The sequence below is a fragment of the Protaetiibacter sp. SSC-01 genome, from assembly GCF_014483895.1.
Lineage (GTDB): Bacteria > Actinomycetota > Actinomycetes > Actinomycetales > Microbacteriaceae > Homoserinibacter.
Genome location: NZ_CP059987.1, coordinates 955,790 through 974,963, shown reverse-complemented (window position 1 = coordinate 974,963; position 19,174 = coordinate 955,790). Strand labels below are relative to the sequence as shown.

Sequence of the window (19,174 nt, the reverse complement as noted above, 5' to 3'; positions counted from 1 at the left end):
CCATTGGATACATGTCGCGAGACTAACGCGACGTTTCCAGGAGGTCAAACCGACTAAACCGGGCATCTGCGAAGAGACGCCCGACCGGACGGTTGGCTCATGTATCCCGTCAGGGATTCTGAAACAACTCGGGGTGCTCGCTGAGGCGAAGGCGCGTGCGGCGGATGTGGGCCGACACGAGCGCCGCGGCCGTGTCGCGGTCGCGCCGGGCGATGGCATCCACGATGAGGCCGTGCTCCGCATCCGTCGCCCAGTGCCGCTCGCGGCCCGAGGTCGCCGCGAAGACGCGTCGGTAGTGCTGGGTCGAGTTCCAGAAGCGGTCGACCATCTCGTGGAGCAGGGGGAACTGCGCTCCGGCGTACGTCGACAGGTGGAACTCCCGGTCGACGCGCAGGAAGGTCTCCACATCGTCGGCTGCGGCGATCTCGTCGACGAGCTCACGGAGGCGCTCCACCTGCTCCGGCCGGAGATGGTCGATGCTCATGCGCACCGCGAGCGACTCCACGCTCTCTCGAAGCAGATAGATCTGACCGAACTCGACGAGATCCAGCTTCGCCACCCACGCGCCGCTGTTCGGCACGATCGTGATGAGCCCCTCGGCCTCGAGCATCCGGAGCCCCTCGCGCACCGGGATCCGGCTCGCGTCGAACCTCTGGGCGATCGCCTCCTGCGCGATCCGCTCCCCCGGCTGCAGGATGCCGTCGAGGATCTCCTGCCGGAGGGCCTGCGCGATCAGGCGGCCCGTGGCGCCGCCGGGGTATTCGTGCGTCATCGCATCGCCGGGGTGCCGCGCGTCAGTCGCGCGTGAGCTTGCGGTACACCGAGCGGTGCGGCTTCGCCGCCTCGGGCCCGAGGCGCTCGATCTTGTTCTGCTCGTACGCCTCGAAGTTGCCCTCGAACCAGTACCAGTTCGCCGGCTCCTCATCCGTGCCCTCGTAGGCGAGGATGTGGGTCGCGATGCGGTCGAGGAACCACCGGTCGTGCGTGATGACGACGGCGCAGCCGGGGAACTCGAGGAGCGCGTTCTCGAGCGACTGCAGGGTCTCGACGTCGAGGTCGTTGGTGGGCTCGTCGAGGAGCAGCAGGTTGCCGCCCTCCTTGAGCGTGAGCGCGAGGTTGAGGCGGTTGCGCTCACCACCCGAGAGCACGCCGGCCTTCTTCTGCTGGTCAGGGCCCTTGAAGCCGAACTTCGACACATAGGCGCGGCTCGGGATCTCGGTCTTGCCGACCGTGATGATGTCGAGCCCGTCGGACACGACCTCCCACAGCGTCTTGTTGGGGTCGATGTTGGCGCGCGACTGGTCGACGTAGCTGATCTTGACCGTCTCGCCGATCTTGAGATCGCCGCCGTCGAGCGGCTCGAGGCCCACGATCGTCTTGAAGAGCGTGGTCTTGCCGACACCGTTGGGGCCGATGACGCCGACGATGCCGTTCGGCGGCAGCGAGAACGAGAGGCCGTCGATGAGCTTGCGGTCGCCGAAGCCCTTCTCGAGGTTCTTCGCCTCGATGACGACGCTTCCGAGGCGCGGCCCCGGCGGGATCTGGATCTCCTCGAAGTCGAGCTTGCGCGTGCGCTCCGCCTCCGCGGCCATCTCCTCGTAACGAGCGAGACGCGCCTTCGACTTCGCCTGGCGCCCCTTCGCGTTCGAGCGCACCCACTCGAGCTCCTCGGTGAGGCGCTTCGCGAGCTTGGCGTCCTTCTTGCCCTGGATCTCGAGGCGCTCGGCCTTCTTCTCGAGGTAGGTCGAGTAGTTGCCCTCGTAGCCGATGAGGCGACCGCGGTCGACCTCGGCGATCCACTCCGCGACGTTGTCGAGGAAGTACCGGTCGTGGGTGATCGCGATGACGGCGCCGGGGTACTTCTGCAGGTGCTGCTCGAGCCACAGCACACTCTCGGCGTCGAGGTGGTTGGTGGGCTCGTCGAGCAGCAGGAGGTCGGGCTTCTGCAGCAGGAGCTTGGCGAGCGCGACGCGGCGCTTCTCACCGCCGGAGAGCACCGAGATCTCGGCGTCGGCGGGCGGGGTGCGGAGGGCGTCCATGGCCTGCTCGAGCTGGGAGTCGAGGTCCCACGCGTCGGCCGCGTCGATCTCCTCCTGGAGGGCGCCCATCTCGGCGAGCAGCGCGTCGAAGTCGGCGTCCGGGTCGCTCATGGCGGCCGAGATCTCGTTGAAGCGGTCGACCTTGGCCTTGATGGCGATGCCGTCCTGGATGTTCTCGATGACGGTCTTCGACTCGTCGAGCTCGGGCTCCTGCATGAGGATGCCGACGCTGAAGCCGGGCGTGAGCTTCGCCTCGCCGTTGGAGGGAGTGTCGAGCCCGGCCATGATCTTGAGGATCGTCGACTTGCCGGCGCCGTTCGGGCCGACCATGCCGATCTTCGCTCCCGGCAGGAACGCCATCGTCACGTCGTCGAGGATGAGCTTCTCGCCGACCTTCTTGCGGGCGCGCACCATGGAGTAGATGTATTCGGCCATGCCCTCGATCCTACGGGCGCGGCGGCGCGAGCGTTGCCGCCGCCGGGGGTCGGTGGCAGGGTGGCCCGCATGGCGATCGAGGTGCGACCGGCGACCGTCTTCGCGGACGTCGCGACGATGCTGGGGCCGAAGAGCCCGGATTCGAACGTGTGGTGCCTCAGCTACCGCCTGACCTCGTCGAAGGAGAACCGCGAGCTCGTCGGCCCCGCTCGCGGCGAGCGCGTGAAGGAGCTCGTGCGGCAGAAGCCGCCGCCGGGTGTGCTCGCCTACGAGGGCGACGAGGTCGTCGGATGGGCGGGCGTGCATCCGCGCTCCGACACGAGCTTCGCGACCAACCGTCGCATCACGGGGCGCCGGCGATCGAGGGCTACCCCGTCGACAACGCGGGCGAGAAGGTCGACCTCACGATGGCCTACGTCGGCACGCGCAAGCTCTTCGAAAGGGCGGGGTTCCGCAAGGCCTCCGACACCGGCTCGGTGCTCGCGGGGTTCCCGCGGGTCGTCATGCGGTTGGAGTTGTAGCGCCGCCGTCAGGCGGGGCGGGCGGTGCCCAGGAGGCAGCGGCCGCTCGCGAGCACATCGGTGACGAGGCTCGTGTAGCCGATGTTGCCCCACTGCCCGAGCAGGCACGTGTCGCCGAAGCGCACCGAGAACACCACGTTGTCGGCGGGCTCGTTGATCGCCGTGCGATCGGGAGTCACCTCCATGTTCTCGCGCGGATAGCCGTGGGCGATGAGGTTGTCGGCGAACGCCCGACCGCTGAGCGCGGCACCCGACTGGATGAGCTGCTGGTTGACCTGGTCGAAGTACAGGCGGTTCTCTTCCGCAGTGCCGTCCAGGACGAGGGTCGGCTCGGGCGTCGGCGTCGGCTCCGCGCTCGCCGACGCGCTCGACGTCGGGGTGGGCGTCGGCATCGGCTCGGCGGTGCCGCACCCCGCGAGCGCCACGAGGACGAGGGCGGCGGCGGCGCACGCGAGTGCTCGGCGCGGTCGGGTCATCGCATCCTCCGGGACTCGGCACGCGCGAGCCGCGCGGCTGCGTCGAGTCTAGAACGGCACGGCGGCCGGCTCCTGCGCGTCCACCGGGAACGCGTCGTCGGCGGGAGCGGCCTGCCCCTCGTCGGGCGTGCTCGGCGCGCCGGCCGATTCGTCCCCCGGCGCATCCGCCGGCGCGTTGCGGAGCCGACGCGTGAACTGCGAGGTGCCGAACGCGAGGTCGTGGCCGATCGCATCCGCGACGATCTCGACGTTCGTGCCCTTCTTCTCCTCGCTCTGCCAGTCGCGCACCTTGAGCTTGCCCGTCACGACGATGCGGTGCCCCTTCTCGAGCGAAGCCGCGATGTTCGCCGCCAGGTGGCGGAACGACACGACGGTGAACCAGTTGGTCTCGCCGTCGACCCACGACTGGGTCGCGTTGTCGAACCGTCGGCTGCTCGAGGCGAGCCGGAACTGGCTCACGTCGAGCCCCTCGCTCGTGACGCTGTGCTTGACGGGCGTTGCGACGACTCCCGCGACGGTGAGCGTGTCGGCCGTGGCCATGGGTCCTCCTCTGTTCGTGCGCCCTGTGCTGACGACAGCCTCGCGGCGGCGCGGCAGGCGCGCGAAGGAGACGGCGCGATCCGTGGAGGAGACGGGTCGCGCCGCTCAGTGCAGGAGGGGACGGGAAAGACGGATGCGAGCTCAGTGCTCGCGGAACTCCGGCCAGTCCGAACCCGGGGCCATGGCGGCGTGCAGCGCGCTCTTGGCCACGTCGAGCGCAGGGTACGTGCCGCGGTAGTCGGCGTCGTCGATGAGCTTGACGCGGTATCCGTCGGCCGTGCGGTGGATCGTGCCCACCGCGCCCGACTCCCCGAAGGCCACCCAGCGCTGCTCGACGGTCGTGCTCTCGCCCATGATCTCTCCTTCAGCCTCGATCGACCGGGGTATCGATCCGACGCTACCCCGGCGCACGCGGAAGGTCACGAGAAGATCACGAACCGTCGGCGATCACTCAGGTGAGGGTCGCGAGGCCCGACCACACGGTCTCGAGCAGGCGCTCGTAGCTCGCGTTCACGTCGTCGCGAAGCCCGAAAGCACCCGCCGTCTCGAGCACGACGAAGCCGTGGATGCTGGCCCGCACGATGCGCACGGCATCGACCTCCCGCGCCTCCGGCACGCCCGCGCCGCGCACGAGGCCCGCGAGCAGCGCGACGGTGCGATCGGCGGCCGCGAGCAGCTCCTGCGACGCATCCCGTCCGGGCGCGGGCTGACCCGCGAGGTAGAGGGCCGGATGCGCGAGCGCCTCCGCGCGGATGACGCGCCCGGCGGCCGCGAACGCCGCGAAGCCGGACGCCTCCGACGCTGCGGCCTCGACGGCATCCGCGATGCGCGTGACGCCCGTGACGGCGACGCCGTCGCGCAGCGCGTCGAGCGAGCTCACGTGCTTGTAGAGGCTCGGCACCGCAACCCCGGCGCGCGCGGCCACGCGTGCGAGGGTGAGCGGTGCGACGGGGTCCTCCTCGAGCAGCTCGACGGCGAGCGCCACGACGGCGTCGCGGCTGAGGCCCGCCCTAGGCACGCGCCGCCGCCTCCGCGACGAAGGCGCGCACGGCGGGCAGCACGACATCCGGCCGCTGGCGGTGCGGGTAGTGGGCCGCGTCGTCGACGAGCAGGGTGCGCGCACCCGGCACGACCTCGGCGATGTGCGCGAGCTCGGCGGCGGGGTCCGTGTAGTCGGGGTCGAGCGCGCCGATGACGGCGAGCACGGGAACCCGGACGTCGCCCGCGCGGGCCTCGGCGGGCGCGTGGTCGAGCTCGACCGCGAGGCGGCGGAAGTCGGCGAGCCGACCGGGCTGCGAGAGGGCCGTGCGGATGGCGGCGACGTGCTCGGCGTGGTCGGCGGGCGCTTGACCGCGGTTGAGCGTGGAGCGGTAGTAGGCGGTCCAGGCCGCCACTCCCCAGGGACGCGCGAACAGCATCCGGAACAGGAGCCGGTTGATCGCGGGGTTCCCGCCGGCGTTCCGCACGAAGGGCGACAGCGCGACGACAGCGCGTACGAGGTCGGGGCGCTCCGCGGCGGCGATGAGGGCCGCGGACGCCGACATCGACGTGCCGACGACGACCGCGGGCCCGCCGAGCTCCTCGATGATCGTGAGGTAGTCGGATGCCGTGGCCTCGTCGCCGAGGACGTCGAAGCCGCGCTCGGAGTCGCCGAGGTTGCGCTGGTCGACGGTCGCGACGCGGAAGCCGTCGTCGACGAGCGCGTCGGCGAGGCCAGCGTCGGCGGAGCGGAGGTCGCCCATCCCGGGGATGGTCACGACGAGGGGGCCCTCACCGCGCACCTCGTAGGCGAGGCGCGCGGATCCGGCGGCGGTGGGGCGCGGGAGGAAGGAAGTCATGCCACAAAGCTAATGGCATTAGCTTTGTGGCGCAACCCCCGGTTCCCGGACGCGCAGCCGAGCGCTACGCGGCCTTGATGTACTGCGCGTAGCTCTTGCGGATCTTGTTGACCTTCGGCAGGGCGACCGCGAGGCAGTAGCCCTGGTTCGGGTTCTTCGCGAAGAAGTCCTGGTGGTACTCCTCCGCGCGGTAGAACTCGCCGAGCCTCGTGATCGACGTGACGATGCCGCCGTCCCAGTACTCGGCTGCGCGGTCGCGCGCGGCCTCGAACTCGGACTTCTGCTCGTCGTCGGCGTAGAACATCGCCGAGCGGTACTGGGTGCCGACGTCGTTGCCCTGACGGTTCAGCTGACGCGGGTCATGCAGGGAGAAGAACACGTCGAGGATGACGGACGACGGGATGACGGTCTCGTCGAAGGTCACCGCGACCGCCTCCGCGTGGTCCGTCGTGCCGGTGCAGACCTGCTCGTAGGAGGGGTTCGGAACCTTGCCGCCCGTGTAGCCGGACACGACATCCGTGACGCCCTCGAGCGTGCGGTAGACCGCGTCGAGACACCAGAAGCAGCCGCCGGCGAGAACGAAAGTGCGCATGTTGCGACCCTACTTTCCATCAGATGGGGGGACGAGGGGTACAACACTGCGGGCGTCGGTTCCGTTCCCTAGGGTGAGGACATGCCCTACACCGCAGCCGACGACCGCTACACGCGCCTCGAATACGCCCGCGTGGGCCGCTCGGGGCTCAAGCTCCCCCGCATCTCGCTCGGCCTGTGGAACAACTTCGGCCACGACCGTCCGCTCACGACTCAGCGCGAGATCGTGCTGCGAGCGTTCGACCTCGGGGTCACCCACTTCGACCTCGCCAACAACTACGGCCCGCCTCCCGGATCGGCGGAGGAGAACTTCGGCCGCATCCTCGCGAGCGACCTGCGCCCCTACCGCGACGAGCTCATCATCTCGTCGAAGGCCGGCTACAACATGTGGGACGGCCCCTACGGCGAATGGGGGTCGCGCAAGTACCTGCTGAGCTCGCTCGACCAGTCGCTCACGCGCCTCGGTCTCGACTACGTCGACATCTTCTACCACCACCGCCCCGACCCCGAGACGCCCGTCGAGGAGTCGATGGGCGCGCTCGCGCACGCCGTCCGCTCGGGCAAAGCACTTTACGCGGGCATCTCCAACTACGGTCCGGATGACACCCGCCGCGCGTACGAGGCGCTCGCCGCCGAGGGGGTGCCTCTGCTCATCCACCAGCCGTCGTACTCGATGTTCAACCGCCTCCCCGAGGAGGGTCTGCTCGACACGATCGCGGAGCTCGGGATCGGGTCGATCGTGTTCTCGCCGCTCGCTCAGGGCCTGCTCACCAACCGCTACCTCGGCGGCATCCCCGAGGGCTCGCGCGCGTCGGAGGGCCGCTGGATCGACGCCGAGACGATCAGCGAGACCTACCTCGAGCGGGCGCGGGCCCTCGACGCGATCGCGCAGGAGCGCGGCCAGAGCCTCGCCCAGCTCGCGCTGCTGTGGGTGCTGCGGCAGCCCGCCGTCACGAGCGCGCTCATCGGCGCCTCGAGCGTCACGCAGCTCGAGGACAACCTCGGCGCGCTCGACGCGGCGCCGCTCACGAGCGAGGAGATCGCGGCCATCGAGCCGTTCGCGGTGCACGGAACCGGCTCGCGCTGGCGCTAGAGAGCCGGGGCCCGGTCTCTACACACGCCGCGGCGCGGCGCACTCGACCCACCGAGCAGCAGCTGACGACACGTCCTCAAAAGGGCGGCGCGCGGAGGGGAAGACAGTCCGTTCCGTCCCACCCGACGTAGTGTGCCGCCATGCAGTGGTGGAACGACTTCGTCGATTGGTTCTATTCGGAGGACGGTCAGCGGATCCTCGTATCCGCCGTGATCCCGTTCCTGGCGATCGTGGTCGCCGGCATCGTCGGGGCGCTCATCGGTCGCGGCGCGACCAAGCGCCTCATCGCGCAGCGCGACCACGAGACGCGCGCCGCCGCCGTGACGGCGCTCATCTCGGCGGGCCAGAACGCGGCCCGTTGGCACAGCCAGTCGCCCGCCGCGCGCGAGCACGCCGAGCATCTCGCGAACGACGCCGACGTCATGGTGCGGCTGCTCCCCATCCGGGGCGCCGCCTACGCCGCCGACTGGGCCTCCCACCAGCTCGCCGACATGCGCGTCAACTCGGTGAGCTTCAGCTACCAGGCCGACCAGACGCTCGCCGAGTACCGCGAGCGCCTCGTGCTGTGGCTGCACAAGCCCGGCAAGGCCCGCAAGCTCTTCGCCGCCGACCTCGAGCGCTGGCGCTACGAGGACCAGGCCGCCGACCCCGTCGTGCTCGAGCAGCAGAAGTGGGCCGAGCAGCAGTTCACCGCCGCGACGGCGCAGCCCGTGGCCCACGAACCGCTCGTCGAGCCGGCTCTCGACACGGCCGAGACCGCGGTCGTGACCCCGGCATCCGCTCCCCCCATCACGCCCGCGTCGGTCGTCGACCCGGCGGATCGCTACGCCTCGCCGCTCGCGCCCGCGACGGTCGTGGAGCCCGCGACGTCGACGGGTGACATGGACGTCGTCGAGGGTGAGATCGTCGAGACCGACGCCGCCGAGGCGGAGGCGGAGGCGACCGCGCGCTGAGCCGCGCGCCGCATCCGCTCGGGTTCGCCGCTCAGGCGTCGAGGCGGCCGTCGTGGATGCGCAGCACGCGATCCGCGCGCTCGGCGAGCGACGCGTCGTGGGTCGCGACGAGAGCCGCCATGCCCGTGTCGGCGACGAGCCGCACGATGAGGTCCATGATCGCGGCGCCCGTCTCCGAGTCGAGCTGACCCGTCGGCTCGTCGGCGAGCAGCAGGGCCGGCTCGGCGACGATCGCGCGCGCGATGCCGACGCGCTGCTGCTGACCGCCCGAGAGCTCGCCGGGACGCTGGGCCGCGTGGTCGGCGAGGTCGACGGCCGCGAGCGCCTCGGCGACGCGACGGTCGCGCTCGGCGCGCGGCACACGGCGGATGCGCAGCGGCACCTCGACGTTCTCGGCGGCCGAGAGCACGGGCAGCAACCCGAAGGTCTGGAAGACGGATGCGACGCGCGTCGAGCGCAGCTCGCGCAGCTCCCCCTCGTCGAGCGCCGCGAGGTCGCGCCCGTCGAGCTCGACGCGCCCCGCGGTCGGGCGGTCGAGGCCGCCGAGCATCGTGAGGAGCGTCGTCTTGCCGGCGCCCGAACGCCCCTGCAGCACGACGAGCTCGCCCGCCGAGATCTCGAGGCCCGCGCCGTCGACGGCGCGCACCTCGCCCGCGGGCGTCGTGAACACGCGCGTGAGGCCCTCGGCCCGCAGCACCGTCGTCATGCCTGCTCCTCCCCCTCGGTCGCGGCGTCTCGCGCGGCGTGCGGTTGCCCCGGCCGCACCTCGATGCGGTCGGTCTCGAGCTTGAGCCGCACGCGGTCGCGCAGGCCGAGCGCCGTCGTGAACTCCGAGGGCAGCTGCATGCGGCCGGCGCGGTCGAGCACCGCGAACTCCTCGGCGACGCGCACACGGGCGCCCTCGGCATCCGTGTGGGTGCTGCGCAGAACCTCGGTCGAGGTGCGCCCGTCGCGGATGCGGATGGTGCGGTCGACGTGCTCAGCGACCGCCGCGTCGTGGGTCACGACGAGCGTCGTGAGGCCGTGCTCGCGTCCGACGGTCTCCATCGCCTCGAGCACCTGCGCGCTCGTGGCCTCGTCGAGCTCGCCGGTGGGCTCGTCGGCGAGCAGCACGCGGGGCCCGTTGCTCATCGCGACCGCGAGGGCCACGCGCTGCTGCTGGCCGCCCGAGAGCTCGGCGGGGCGGCGGTCGGCGAGCTCGCCGATGTCGAGCAGCTCGAGCAGCTCGGCGCCGCGGCGCTCGCGCTGGGCACGCGGCACGACGCCCGCGACGTGCTGGGCCAGGGCGATGTTCTCGGCAGCCGTGAGGTAGCCCACGAGGTTGCGCGAGGTCTGCTGCCAGATGAAGCCGACGCTGCCGCGGCGGTAGGCGATCCGCTCGCGGCGGCCCATCGTCGTGAGGTCGTGGCCCGCGACGCGCGCCGTGCCCGCCGTCGGGGTGTCGAGACCCGCGAGGATGCCGAGCAGCGTCGACTTGCCGGAGCCGGATGCGCCCACGAGGGCCACGAGCTCGCCGCGCTCGACGCGCAGGTCGAGACCCTGCAGTGCCTGCACCTCGACGCCCTGCGCCGTGAAGATGCGTACGAGTCCCTCGCACAGGATGTCGGGTTCGGTGAGCGCTGACATGCTCATCCCTCCTCGTCGACGGTTCGGACGGCGCGCGAGGCGCCGGAGCGGCGGGCGATCGCCGCGGCGAGCAGCACCCCGAGCACGACGACGGCGACGAGCGCCGCCACGATGCCGAGCGAGGTGCCGAGGCCGAGGTCGATCGCGGGCTGGGCACCGCCACGGGTGAAGACGGTGAGGTCGCCCGCGCGGGCGACGAGCGGCACGAGGCCGAGCCCCGCGGCGAGTCCGAGGGGCACGGCGACGGCGAGGGCGGGCAGCAGCTCCCACAGAACGAGCGCGTACTCGGCGCGCGGGCGGGCGCCCAGGGCCCGGAGCAGCCCGAAGACGCGCGCGCGGGCGGGGGCGCCCGAGGTGAGGGCGAGCACCGCCGCGAGCACCGTGAGCACGGCCGCGCCGATGACGGCGAGGGCGGTGCCGACGATGAGCGCGCGCACGGCGGGCGCGTCGCGCCGCTCGGCGAGCACCTCGTCGACGGTGCGCGCGGTGCCGTAGCCCGCGACGCGCGCGGCGAGAGTCGCCCGCACGTCGTCGGCGGCGGCGGCGTCCGTCGCGATGAGCAGGGCTTTGGGGCGCACCTTGAGATCGAGCTCGGCGCCCGTCTCGGCGCTCACCGCGATCCACGCCGTCGCACGTCCGAAGGGCCCGTCGTCGGGCGCCGTCCCGGCGACGGGCACCTCGTCCCGGCCGACCTGGAGCGGCTCGCCCGCGAGGCGGCGCGCGACGGTCTCGGAGACGATGGCGCCCGCATCCGGGATCTCGAGCGTGCTCGTCGATGCGGCGGCGAACGTGACAGGGTCGACGACGTAGACCGTGATGCGCCCGTCGCCGTCGGGGAACTCGATCTCGATATCGGAGTCGGATGCGACGGTCGCGAGGGCCTCGACGCCGTCGAGCCCCTCCGCCTGCGCGATGAGCTCGTCGGAGAGGTAGCGTGCGTCGACGCGCACGTCGGCGCCCACCTGAGCGCGCGCCGCCTCCTCGACCCCGTGCTGCACGGTGGAGAGCAGGCCCGAGCCGAGCACCGCGACGGTGACGGCCGTGAGCAGGGCGAGCACGGGCACGATGCCGGTCGTCGCGTCGCGTCCGGCACGGGCGGGCCCGAGCAGGGAGACGAGACCGCGCGTGCCCCGGGCGAGCCCCTCGAGCACACGGACGAGGAGCGGCACGAGGCGCAGGGCGATCATGCAGCCCGCGGCGGCCAGGAGCGCGGGCAGCACGACGGCGAGGGGCGGCGGAGCGGAACCCGCGGATGCCGGGGTCGCCACGACGAGCACCGCCGCGGCGACGGCGAGCAGCACGACGCCCGCGTCGACCGCGATGCGCGCGCTCGTGCGCCGACGTGCCGACTCGTCGGGGCGCACGCCCGCGCGCTCGAACAGGGCGCCGTCGATCGCCGCGGCGGCCGCCGCGAGGGCGACGAGCCCGACGACGACGATCGCGACGGTCGCGGCGGGGCCGCCCATGACCGCGAGCACGATGCCCCCAGCGATGCCCGCGCCGAGCGCCGTGAGGGCGCCGACGCCCGCGGCGAGAGCACCCGCCCGTGCGCCATCGGAGGCGCCGCGCGCCGCGAGCAGCCGCAGGAGGCTGCGGCGGCGGGCGACGAGCGCGCGCACGGCGAGGGCGACCACGGCCGCCCCCGCGAGGGCGACGCCCGAGACGATCGCCGAGTGCAGCGCGGTGACGCCCGCGAGCAGCGGCTGGGTGGCGAGGATGATCGACGGCGTCGTGCCGGAGAGGGCGATGGGCGCCTCGACGTCGGCGTAGGGCATCACGATGGGGGTCGTGTGCGGCGTCGATCCGAGCCGCCGGATGGCGGCGACGGTCTCGCCCGCGGTGTCGGCATCGATCACCGCGACATCCACCGGGAGCCACACCTCGAGGCGGGCGGTCGCGGCGTGCTCGGTGAGGTCTCCGATCGAGGCGGGGTCGAGGTACCCCATGCCGACGAAGGTCGGCGGCGCGAGGAAGTTGTCGATGACCTCGGGCGCGAGGGCGACGGCCGCGTGATCCCACTCGGGGGCGTCCGCGTCTTTCGGAGCGAGGATGCCGACGAGCACGAGCTCGACGTCGCCCGTCGAGTAGTGGGCCGCGCGCACCTGGCCGAGCGGCCAGCCGAGGGCGTCGGAGATCGCCTGCGTGACGGCGATCTGGATGGGCTCCCCGCGCTCGATGCGGCCGGGGCGCTCGCCCTCGACGACGTCAGCGAGCTCGTCGATGAGCGGGTCGGCGCTCAGGATGACGCGACTGTCGGGCGAGGGCGCACCGTCGACGGGTTCCGCCGGCGCCTGGTCGAGGCGCAGCGCTGCGTGCGGCCGACCGAGCACGTCGGCGGCGGCGGGCTCGGCGCCGACGGTGAGCTGGTCGAGCGCGTCGAAGGTCGCTCCCCAGGTACGCGCGAGCTCGGGTGAGAGACCGTGATCCGCCGTGCCGGGTGCCGACACGGGGAGCCCGCGCACGGAGTCGCCGAGGTCGCGCTGCGAGGGCGGCGATGCGTCGAGCGCCGAGTGCAGCACATCCGACCGCGCGTCCGAGGCCCACGCCGACGCCGCGGCGGCCGACCCGCCGAGCAGGGCGGCGAGCAGCAGCACGACGAGCGAGGCGCCGGGGGCCTCGGCGAGGATGGCGGCCGCGATGCGGGCGCGCGAGGGGCGGCGGCTCACGAGCGCACCCCCGCATCCCGTCGGGCGCCGGCGCCCGCGGCGAGCGACACCGCGAGCACGCCGACGACGAGCAGCCCTGCGAGCACGAGTGGGACGACGGATGCGAGATCGCCGAGCGCGATCGCCTCACCCGCCGCGAGCCGGGTCGCGAGCACCCCCGCGACGGCACCGGCGACAGCGCCCGCGAGCGCCGTCAGCAGCAGCTCGACGACGCGCCCGCGTGCCTGGGATCCAGCACCGACGCCGAGCGCTCGGAGCGGGATGACCTCGCCGCGGCGCAGGCGGGAGAGGCCCGCGGCCGCTGCGGCGAAGCCGCCGATCCCGACGAGCACGACGACGGCCGCGGCGGCGCCCGTCGCGAAGCCGCCCGCGTCGGTCACGGCGCGCGAGCTCGCGCCCGCGGGCGTCAGCACGGTGACGGCACGGTAGCCCGCGGCGCGCACTCGCTCGGCCGTGCTCTCGGGGTCGGACGACGCGAGCCACACCTCATCGACCGCGAGGGTCGTCGCCTCGGCGGGCAGCAGCGCGGCGAGGGCGTCGCGCGCCACGAGCATCCCCGTCGCACCCGTGCCGGGCACGGGTGCGATCTCGGCGATCCGGGCGGACAGCGCCTCCCGCACCCCCGGCAGCTCGAGCGGCACGACGTCGCCCACGGTCACGCCGAGCCGCGAGGCCAGAGCGGATGCGACCCGCACCTCGAGCTCGTCGGCCGACGCGGGCGGCGCGACGCGCGTCACCTCCGCGAACCCGTCGCCCGCGATGACGAGCGCGGCCTGGGTGGACCCAGCCTCCGCCGTCACGAGCGCGACCTCCGCCGCGGCGTCGACGCCGTCGACCGACGCATACGGCTCAGCCGTCACGGGGTCGCGGTCGACGCTTGTGAACGACAGGCGCAGATCGCCGCCGATCGCGGAGCGCACGGCCGCGGCGGCGTCGCGCGACACGGCACCCTCGGAGAGCCCCGCGACGACGACGGTGCCGACCGCGAGCGCCACGACGACGAAGGCCGACGCGACCGAACGCGGCCGGCGTCCGAGCTGGCGGAGCGGGAGCACCGGGAGGAGCCCCGTCCCGCGGGCGGCGAGGCGCTCCGCGACCCGCAGCACGGGCGCGAGCGCGAGGCGCAGCAGCAGCACGCCCGCGACGAGCGCGAGCGCGGGCGCGACGTAGGCGGCAGGCGAGGCCGGCACGGCAGCCGCGGTCACGAGCGCGAACCCGGCGAGCACGGCCGCGCCGATCGCGGGGATGACTGACTCGGTCTCGGCCGCACGTCCCCGCTCGCGCCCGGCCGGTTCGGGCCGCGCGGTGGCGGCCAACAGCAGCGTGCCGGCGACGGCGCACGCGACGGCGGCGAGCACGCCCGCGGGTGGCACCACGGCATCCGTCGCGGCCGCGAGCAGCACGACCGCGGTCGTGCCGAGCGCGACCCCGACCGCGATGACGACGAACGACTCGACGAGCGCGAGCGCGACCCCGCGACCCCGCGACAGGCCGCGCGCCGTCAGCAGCCGCCACTCGGGAGTGCGCACCTGTGACAGTGCGCGGCCCACGAGCGCGAGCACGATGCCCGCGCTCACGAGGGCGAGCACGACGGCCGTCGCGCTCAGCACACGAGCGGATGCGACGGCCTGTTCGGCGCGGGCGACCGTGGCCGCGAGGGTGCCGGAGACGGTCACGGCGTAGCTCGTACCCGAGGCGAGGCCGCTCGTCGCAGCGCTCACACGGCGCTCGACGGCGCCGAGTGCCGGGAGCTCGCCGACCGCGACGTCGGGGCGCGGAACGAGGGTCCAGCTCACGCGCGGGCGCACCTCGAGACCGTCGAGCAGACGCTCCGGCACGATGACGGGGCCGACCGCGTCGCCGAGCCTGCCCGAGGCGACGAGCGTCTCGCCGAACCAGGCGGCATCCGCGCTGTCGAGCGCGCGCCAGACACCCGCGACGCGCAGCGACTCGCCCGCGACCTCGAGCTCATCGCCGGCCGCGATGCCCAGCTCGCGCGCGGCGGGCTCCGAGATCGTCACCTCGTCACCGCCCGCAGCCCACGTGCCGTCGACGAGTTCGGCGAGCGCGTCGAGGTGCTCCTGCACGCCGAGCACGAGCGAGCGATCGGCACCCGCGACGGATGCCACGAGCGGCTCGCTGCGCAGGGAGCGGAGGGTGTCGAGCGGCGCGGTGCCCACGGCATCCGCGAGGGCCTCGCGCACGCGCTCGTCTTGGGTGTCTCCCCCGCCGCGCGGCAGGGCCGTCTCGACGCGCAGCGCGCCCGCGGTGGGCTCCGCCTCGGCGAGCAGCGTCGTGACGCCGCGCGCGATCGCAGCCTCGGGCAGCGACACGAGCGCGACGACGGCGCCCGAGCCGATCGCAGCCACCAGCAGCGCGGCGGCCAGCTGCCCCGCCTGCACGGCGCTCCGGCGCAGCAGCGCCCGGGCTACGCGCATCGATCCCCCCTCGGCGGTCCGGCCTGGGTGGACGGTCCGAATGGTGCCCTCGGCAGGAATCGAACCTGCGACCAAGAGATTAGAAGGCTCCTGCTCTATCCGCTGAGCTACGAGGGCGCGGTTGTCAGGCTAACCCAGGCCGGGTCGCCCGGAGGTCACCGATGGGTGTCCCGAGATGACGAACATGCCGAAGTTATATAACTCGGGTATGCTTTCCGGATGTGATGCAGTCCGCGATCCTCGAAGCCCTCCTCGTCTCGTCCCACCGGCTCACGCGCGTCGCCGCCCAGGCGACCGGGAGCACGACCCCCTCCGCGCAGTGGCGCACGCTCTCGATCCTCGAGACCGACGGGCCCATGCGCATCGGCGAGCTCGCCGCCGCGAGCCGGGTCACCCAGCCCGGCATGACACGGCTGCTCGCGACCATGGTCGAGGAGGAGCTCGTGTCGCGCATCGCCGACCGCGAGGACTCGCGCGCGTGGCTCGTCGTCGTCACGAAGAAGGGCGCCGCCGCCCTCGCCGCCTGGCGCGCCCAGCTCGCCGAGACCATGGCGCCGTGGTTCGGCGAGCTCACCGCCGAGGAGTGGGCGACACTCGCCGCGACGGCCGAGCTGCTCGAGTCGCGTCTCGGCGCGAACAGCGCGGCGGTGGCCTCGTGAGCGCCCGCACCGCCAGCGCCCGCACCGACACCGGCAGCATCCTGAAGCAGCCCCGCGCCGTCTGGGCGGTCGCGTTCGCGTGCGTCGTCGGCTTCATGGGCATCGGCCTCGTCGACCCGATCCTGCCCTCGATCGCCGAGGACCTCGAGGCGACGCCCACCGAGACCGAGCTGCTCTTCACGAGCTACCTGCTCGTCACGGGCATCATGATGTTTTTCACGAGCTGGGTCTCGAGCCGCATCGGGGCGCGCCGCACCCTGCTCATCGGCCTCACGCTCATCGTCGCGTTCGCGGCAGCCGCCGGCCTGAGCGGCAGCGTCGACGGCATCATCGGATTCCGCGCCGGCTGGGGCCTCGGCAACGCCCTGTTCGTCTCGACGGCGCTCGCGACGATCGTCGGCGCGGCCGCGGGCGGCAGCGGCCCCGCCATCATCCTGTACGAGGCGGCGCTCGGCGTCGGGCTCGCGATCGGCCCGCTGCTCGGCGGGCTGCTCGGCAACATCTCGTGGCGCGGCCCGTTCTTCGGCACAGCCGCCCTCATGGCGATCGCGCTCGTCGCGATCACGGTCATGCTGCCGAAGGACGCGGATGCCGCGCAGCGCCCCGCGCCCGCGAAGCTCTCGGCACCCTTCCGCGCCCTGCGCATCCCCGCTCTCGCCGTGCTCGCGCTCGTCGCGCTGTTCTACAACATCGGGTTCTTCATCCTGCTCGCCTACACGCCGTTCCCCCTCGGCTTCGACGCCATCGGGCTCGGTCTGACCTTCACCGCGTGGGGCCTCTCGCTCGCGGTCACGAGCGTGTGGGTCGCACCGCTGCTCACGGCCCGGATGCGGCGCACGACCGTGCTCGCGACCGCGCTGCCTCTGCTCGCTGTCGACCTCGTGCTCGCGGGCGTCTTCGTCGAGTCGCCCGCCGCCCTCGTCGGGTTCGTCGTCATCGGCGGGCTCCTGCTCGGCGTCGTGAACACGGTGCTCACCGAGGCGGTCATGGAGGCGACCGAGCTGCCGCGCGGCGTCGCGTCGTCGTCGTACTCGGGGGTGCGCTTCCTCGGGGCGGCCGCCGCTCCCCCGCTCGCCACGGAGCTCGCGAGCATCGGAAGCTCCGGCCTGCCGTACTACGTCGGCGGACTCTCCGTCGCGATCGCCATTGTGCTCGTGCTCGCCTTCCGCGGGAAGCTCTCGCGTGTCGACGACGGTCCCGAGCCCGCGGCCGTCGAGGCGGAGGCGATCGGCATCGGCGACGCCGCGTAGAGCGTCGGGCTGGTTTCGACACGGCCGCTGCGCGACCTGCTCAACCAGCGAGTCGTGCGCCCTACCGCTGGTTGAGTAGCGCCGTAGGCGCGTGTCGAAACCAGCCCGTTAGGCTGAGGTCATGAGCCAGACACCGGATCGTCTCGTGTGGATCGACTGCGAGATGACCGGACTCGACCTCGCGGTCGACGAGCTCGTCGAGGTCGCCGTCGTCGTGACCGACTACGACCTCGAGCCCGTCGACCCCGGCTTCAGCATCGTCATCAAGCCCGACCAGTCGGCGTTCGACAACATGGGCGACTTCGTGCGCGACATGCACGCGGCATCCGGTCTCCTCGAGGAGATCCCGAACGGCGTGAGCCTCGCCGACGCCGAGTACCAGGTGCTCGAGTACATCCTGCGGTTCGTGCCCGAGCACGGCACGGCCCCGCTCGCGGGCAACACGATCGGCACCGACCGCGCATTCCTCGCGAAGTACATGCCGCGCGTCGACGCCCACTTGCACTATCGCAGCGTCGACGTGTCGAGCATCAAGGAGCTCTCGCGGCGCTGGTTCCCGCGCGTCTACTTCCAGGCGCCCGCGAAGAACGGCGGCCACCGGGCGCTCGCCGACATCCTCGAGTCGATCCGCGAGCTCGAGTACTACCGTCGCGTCGCGTTCGTCGCCGACCCCGGACCCACGAGCGAGCAGGCTCACGACGCGGCCGCGGAGGTCGTGGCGAAATGGGCTCCGCGGATACCGTAGAATCGTCCAGTTGCGTGAGCAGCGTATGGCGGTCGTAGCTCAGTTGGTAGAGCGCTGGCTTGTGGTGCCGGATGTCGCGGGTTCGAGTCCCGTCGATCGCCCCAAATCCTCCGAGGGTCACCCCGGTTCGCCGGGATCCTCCAGCACGGCCGCGCCCGTGCTCGACGTGGAGACCACGTCGTCGCTCGGCGTGCCGTGGGTGCTCATCGTGTGGAACGACCCCATCAACCTCATGAACTACGTCGTGCACGTGTTCCGCACCTACTTCGGCTATCCGCGCGAGGAGGCCGAGCGGCTCATGCTGCTCGTGCACCACGAGGGCCGCGCGATCGTGGCGTCGGGTCCGCGCGAGGAGATGGAGCGCCACGCGCAGGCCATGCACGACTACGGCCTCACCGCGACGATCGCGAAGGACGTGCCGTGAGGATCGGGCGTGTCGGCGACGAGGTGCACATCGAGTTCGAGGCGGAGGAGGCGGGCCTCATCACGGTGCTCGCCCACCAGTTCGCCGACGTCGTGCGCGACCCCGAGCTCGACGACGCCCCCCTGCTCGCGTTGCTGTTCCCCGACGCCTACCGCGACGACTCCGAGGCGGCCGCCGAGTTCCACCACTACACGCGCGACGAGCTCGAGCAGCGCAAGATCGCGGCCGCCGAGCGCATCGCGGGCTCGGCGCACGAGGGTCTCGTCGTGCTCGACGCGGAGGCCGCCGACACCTGGGTGCGGGCCCTCACCGCCATCCGGATGATGGTGGGCAGCCGCCTCGGCATCCGCACGGATGACGACCAGCCGGGCGAGGGACCGCTCGCCGACATCTACGCCTGGCTCGGCGAGCTGCAGTGGGTGCTCGTGGAACTTCTGGAGGGTGCATGAGCCTGGAGCTCACGGCGGAGGAGTTCGAGGAGATCGTCATCGACGAGCTCGACGCGCTCCCCGATGAGATGGTCGACGGCCTCGAGAACCTCGTGTTCGTGTGCGAGGACCGCCCGGAGGACGGCTCGCTCGACCTCCTGGGCATCTACGAGGGTGTCGCGCTGACCGAGCGCGACCGCTACGGATTCGGCGAGCTGCCCGACCGCATCGTGCTGTTCCGCGAGCCGCTGCTCGCGATCTGCGAGGACGAGGACGAGCTGCGCGACGAGATCCACGTGACCCTCGTGCACGAGATCGCGCACTACTACGGCATCGACGACGAGGAGCTGCACCGCCTCGGCTGGGCCTGAGGCCCTCCGCGGCACGGGACGGCACCGGGGGTGTCTTTCTCGCGCGAGAGCGAGCACACTTGCGGCATCCCCCCGATCGCG

Annotated in this window: 20 protein-coding genes, 2 tRNA genes and 1 pseudogene; 10 read left to right on the top strand and 13 right to left on the bottom strand. The window is 72.6% G+C overall.

Features of this window, described 5'->3' with window-relative positions; all coding sequences use genetic code 11:
- Positions 1-109 precede the first annotated feature (109 nt).
- Entirely contained in the window at positions 110-772 is a 663-nt protein-coding gene (locus H4J02_RS04615) for a GntR family transcriptional regulator (RefSeq protein WP_187675932.1), read from the bottom strand.
- Positions 773-794: 22 nt separating this feature from the next.
- Entirely contained in the window at positions 795-2,474 is a 1,680-nt protein-coding gene (ettA, locus tag H4J02_RS04610) for an energy-dependent translational throttle protein EttA (RefSeq protein ID WP_187675931.1), read from the bottom strand.
- Between the two features lie 69 nt (positions 2,475-2,543).
- Here ettA and H4J02_RS04605 point away from each other — a divergent pair.
- Positions 2,544-2,995, top strand: a pseudogene (locus H4J02_RS04605) (GNAT family N-acetyltransferase).
- Positions 2,996-3,003: 8 nt separating this feature from the next.
- Here the strand turns inward: H4J02_RS04605 and H4J02_RS04600 are convergent.
- From H4J02_RS04600 to msrA, 6 genes are all read right to left on the bottom strand, one after another.
- A complete protein-coding gene (locus H4J02_RS04600; RefSeq protein WP_187675930.1) occupies positions 3,004-3,471 on the bottom strand; it encodes a DUF6993 domain-containing protein in 468 nt (155 codons plus the stop codon).
- 48 nt (positions 3,472-3,519) lie between these two features.
- Entirely contained in the window at positions 3,520-4,011 is a 492-nt protein-coding gene (gene ssb, locus H4J02_RS04595) for a single-stranded DNA-binding protein (protein WP_187675929.1), read from the bottom strand.
- A gap of 141 nt (positions 4,012-4,152) precedes the next feature.
- On the bottom strand, positions 4,153-4,365 hold the full coding sequence (locus H4J02_RS04590; RefSeq protein ID WP_187675928.1) for a methyltransferase: 213 nt from the start codon (positions 4,363-4,365) through the stop codon (positions 4,153-4,155).
- Between the two features lie 97 nt (positions 4,366-4,462).
- Positions 4,463-5,029, bottom strand: coding sequence for a TetR-like C-terminal domain-containing protein (locus H4J02_RS04585; protein WP_187675927.1), 567 nt, complete (start codon positions 5,027-5,029; stop codon positions 4,463-4,465).
- Complete coding sequence (locus tag H4J02_RS04580; RefSeq protein WP_187675926.1) at positions 5,022-5,849, bottom strand: alpha/beta fold hydrolase; 828 nt, start codon at positions 5,847-5,849, stop codon at positions 5,022-5,024. Before H4J02_RS04580 ends, H4J02_RS04585 begins: the two co-directional genes overlap by 8 nt.
- A 64-nt stretch (positions 5,850-5,913) precedes the next feature.
- Positions 5,914-6,441, bottom strand: a complete 528-nt coding sequence (gene msrA, locus H4J02_RS04575; protein WP_187675925.1) for a peptide-methionine (S)-S-oxide reductase MsrA — start codon at positions 6,439-6,441, stop codon at positions 5,914-5,916.
- Between the two features lie 81 nt (positions 6,442-6,522).
- Here msrA and H4J02_RS04570 point away from each other — a divergent pair, with 81 nt between their 5' ends.
- Together H4J02_RS04570 and H4J02_RS04565 are read left to right on the top strand one after the other, a co-directional pair.
- Positions 6,523-7,533 carry an aldo/keto reductase gene (locus H4J02_RS04570; protein WP_187675924.1) on the top strand — a complete coding sequence of 337 codons (1,011 nt, stop codon included), beginning with the start codon at positions 6,523-6,525 and terminating at the stop codon, positions 7,531-7,533.
- Between the two features lie 140 nt (positions 7,534-7,673).
- Positions 7,674-8,486 (top strand): hypothetical protein, encoded by an 813-nt coding sequence (locus tag H4J02_RS04565; protein WP_187675923.1) that lies wholly within the window; start codon positions 7,674-7,676, stop codon positions 8,484-8,486.
- Between the two features lie 31 nt (positions 8,487-8,517).
- Here H4J02_RS04565 and H4J02_RS04560 read toward each other — a convergent pair whose 3' ends face one another.
- The 5 genes from H4J02_RS04560 to H4J02_RS04540 all read right to left on the bottom strand — a co-directional run bounded on the left by H4J02_RS04560 (position 8,518) and on the right by H4J02_RS04540 (position 15,333).
- Positions 8,518-9,192 carry an ABC transporter ATP-binding protein gene (locus H4J02_RS04560; protein ID WP_187675922.1) on the bottom strand — a complete coding sequence of 225 codons (675 nt, stop codon included), beginning with the start codon at positions 9,190-9,192 and terminating at the stop codon, positions 8,518-8,520.
- On the bottom strand, positions 9,189-10,112 hold the full coding sequence (locus H4J02_RS04555) for an ABC transporter ATP-binding protein (RefSeq protein ID WP_262406219.1): 924 nt from the start codon (positions 10,110-10,112) through the stop codon (positions 9,189-9,191). The genes H4J02_RS04560 and H4J02_RS04555 overlap by 4 nt, the downstream gene beginning before the upstream one ends.
- 2 nt (positions 10,113-10,114) lie before the next feature.
- The gene (locus H4J02_RS04550) at positions 10,115-12,778 is read right to left on the bottom strand and encodes an FtsX-like permease family protein (RefSeq protein WP_187675920.1); all 2,664 of its coding nucleotides are present in this window, start codon (positions 12,776-12,778) and stop codon (positions 10,115-10,117) included.
- Positions 12,775-15,216, bottom strand: coding sequence for a hypothetical protein (locus tag H4J02_RS04545; RefSeq protein ID WP_187675919.1), 2,442 nt, complete (start codon positions 15,214-15,216; stop codon positions 12,775-12,777). Before H4J02_RS04545 ends, H4J02_RS04550 begins: the two co-directional genes overlap by 4 nt.
- A gap of 41 nt (positions 15,217-15,257) precedes the next feature.
- Positions 15,258-15,333: transfer RNA gene (locus tag H4J02_RS04540), tRNA-Arg, on the bottom strand.
- 107 nt (positions 15,334-15,440) lie between these two features.
- On the opposite strand from H4J02_RS04540, the gene H4J02_RS04535 reads away from it, so the two are divergent.
- From H4J02_RS04535 to H4J02_RS04505, 7 genes are all read left to right on the top strand, one after another.
- Positions 15,441-15,875 carry a MarR family winged helix-turn-helix transcriptional regulator gene (locus tag H4J02_RS04535; protein WP_187675918.1) on the top strand — a complete coding sequence of 145 codons (435 nt, stop codon included), beginning with the start codon at positions 15,441-15,443 and terminating at the stop codon, positions 15,873-15,875.
- A complete protein-coding gene (locus tag H4J02_RS04530; RefSeq protein ID WP_262406218.1) occupies positions 15,872-17,125 on the top strand; it encodes an MFS transporter in 1,254 nt (417 codons plus the stop codon). Before H4J02_RS04535 ends, H4J02_RS04530 begins: the two co-directional genes overlap by 4 nt.
- Before the next feature lie 121 nt (positions 17,126-17,246).
- Positions 17,247-17,870 (top strand): oligoribonuclease, encoded by a 624-nt coding sequence (orn, locus tag H4J02_RS04525; protein ID WP_187675917.1) that lies wholly within the window; start codon positions 17,247-17,249, stop codon positions 17,868-17,870.
- A gap of 28 nt (positions 17,871-17,898) precedes the next feature.
- Positions 17,899-17,974 (top strand) — tRNA-His (locus H4J02_RS04520).
- Between the two features lie 53 nt (positions 17,975-18,027).
- On the top strand, positions 18,028-18,294 hold the full coding sequence (gene clpS, locus H4J02_RS04515; protein WP_187675916.1) for an ATP-dependent Clp protease adapter ClpS: 267 nt from the start codon (positions 18,028-18,030) through the stop codon (positions 18,292-18,294).
- Positions 18,291-18,743, top strand: a complete 453-nt coding sequence (locus H4J02_RS04510) for a DUF2017 family protein (protein WP_187675915.1) — start codon at positions 18,291-18,293, stop codon at positions 18,741-18,743. Before clpS ends, H4J02_RS04510 begins: the two co-directional genes overlap by 4 nt.
- Positions 18,740-19,093 (top strand): metallopeptidase family protein, encoded by a 354-nt coding sequence (locus H4J02_RS04505; RefSeq protein ID WP_187675914.1) that lies wholly within the window; start codon positions 18,740-18,742, stop codon positions 19,091-19,093. Before H4J02_RS04510 ends, H4J02_RS04505 begins: the two co-directional genes overlap by 4 nt.
- Positions 19,094-19,174 lie beyond the last annotated feature (81 nt).